This is a genomic window from Microcoleus sp. S13_C5, from assembly GCF_036700845.1.
In the GTDB taxonomy this organism is placed as follows: domain Bacteria; phylum Cyanobacteriota; class Cyanobacteriia; order Cyanobacteriales; family Microcoleaceae; genus Microcoleus.
The window spans coordinates 1-2,183 of the sequence record NZ_JAUBPR010000256.1; the positions used below are offsets into that span (position 1 = coordinate 1).

The 2,183-nt window shown below is 47.4% G+C and carries 1 protein-coding gene; it reads left to right on the top strand.

Annotation, left to right across the window (positions count from 1 at the left end):
- On the top strand, positions 1–2,183 hold a 2,183-nt coding region (locus QUA04_RS29385; RefSeq protein WP_445242398.1), incomplete at both ends, for an HYR domain-containing protein.

Below are 2,183 nucleotides of genomic sequence, written 5' to 3' on the forward strand. Positions count from 1 at the left end.
GCACCTGTTGGAACGGACAATTGCGCTGGTGCAGCAACTGCGAGAATAGCGGGCCCTGCCAGTGGTTCAACCTTCCCGATTGGAACGACTACGGTAACACATAGGGTTACAGATGCTGCAGGATTAACAGCAGAATGTTCATTCACTGTTACCGTTACTGGTGTAGCACCACAGATTGTTTGTCCTGCTAATATTGTCGTAGACAATACTATAGGTCAGTGTGGAGCGAACGTGAGCTTTGCAGCAACAGAGACAACTGCGATCCCTGCTTCAACGATCACTTACAGTGTTCAGCCAGGTAGCTTCTTTAATGTAGGAACAACAACAGTTACTGCTACAGCTACCAATGCGGTTGGATCGTCCAGTTGTTCATTCACGGTTACTGTGAGGGATATCCAGGCACCAACGATTAGTTGCCCAGCACCTGTTATCGTAAACAATGATGCGGGTGTATGTGGCGCTAGGGTAAATTACCTGCCATTGAATTCTATTGTATTCAATCAGAGTTTTGTACAGGGCCAGACACCTTCTAACGCTGTTTGCCAGGCATGGACCAACTTCCGTAGCCAGCTAACGCCCAATACTTATGCAAAGGTGACTATGAAAGGATCATTGAATCCTACTGGAATCAGCATGACCAACCCTTCATTAGTAGCACAGTTAGCCAACTTGATCAACACAGGCACAGCTGGTTCTGTGAATGATGGTGTGCATACATGGTATGTAGGTAAAGGATGTAATTTGAATACTTGCGTGTCAGCAGGACAAGGTATTGAAGTAAGAATTGATGAGCCGATCTTCTGTGGTTGTACTAACAAAATGGTAATGCGTCCGGACATCGGAAATAGTAACTGGGGTGGGCTTGGCGGCACTTCTAATTGCGGTGCAACGTCCCAAACAATGATACTTGAATTTGAATTAAACAATAGTTCGTCAGGCTTCACGGTTAGTGATAATTGTTCAGGGCCTGTTGTGATTACTCAAATTTCAGGCTTGCCTAGTGGTTCAGTCTTCCCTGTTGGAACGACGACGAATACTTTCGAAGCAAGGGATGCGGCAGGAAACACTTCCACTTGTAGCTTTAATGTTACGGTAGTGGATGCGCAAGCGCCAACGATTTCTTGTCCTGCGAACATCAATGTAATTGCGACAAGTGCTGCGGGAGCGGTTGTAAATTATACAGCACCTGTTGGAACGGACAATTGCGCTGGTGCAACGACTGCGAGAATAGCGGGCCCCGCCAGTGGTTCAACCTTCCCGATTGGAACGACGACGGTTACACATAGGGTTACAGATGCTGCAGGATTAACAGCAGAATGTTCGTTCACTGTTACCGTTACTGGTGTAGCACCACAGATTGTTTGTCCTGCTAATATTGTCGTAGACAATACTGCAGGTCAGTGTGGGACGAATGTGAGCTTTGCAGCGACAGAGACAACTGCGATTCCTGCTTCAACGATCACCTATAGTGTTCAGCCTGGTAGCTTCTTTAATGTAGGAACAACAACTGTTACTGCTACAGCTACCAATGCGGTTGGATCGTCCAGTTGTACGTTTACGGTTACAGTGGTTGACAATGAGAAGCCAGTATTGGTGGGTGTACCTGCCAATGCAACGGTTGAGTGTGATGCGATTCCTGCTGCAGCCAATGTAACTGCGACAGACAATTGCGGTGCAGGAGCTGTTCAATACAGTGAGACAAAAGCCGATGGCAACTGTTCAGGCAATTATACATTAACCAGAACATGGAGTGTAACGGATATTCATGGCAATAGCAGCAGTGCTACCCAGGTAGTGACAGTTCGTGATACCAAAGCACCTGTGATCTCTTGCCCTGCAGATGTAACAGTGAACTGCCAGGATGATAATAGTCCTGCAGCAACGGGTTCTGCCACTGCAACAGACAATTGTTCAACGCCGGCTATCACGTTCAGCGATGCCAGCACGAAGAGCACTGATCCTAATATTGCCGGATTCTATAACTATACGATCACAAGGACATGGACGGCAACGGATGTTTGTGGCAACAGCAGCAGCTGTGTACAAACGATCACCGTACAAGACATCACCAATCCTGTGATCACTTGTCCTTCTAGCGTAACCTTGAGTTGCGAAGCGGACAAGGGTACGGCTGCCAATGGTGTAGCAACTGCGACAGACAACTGCAGCCCTGTACAGATCAC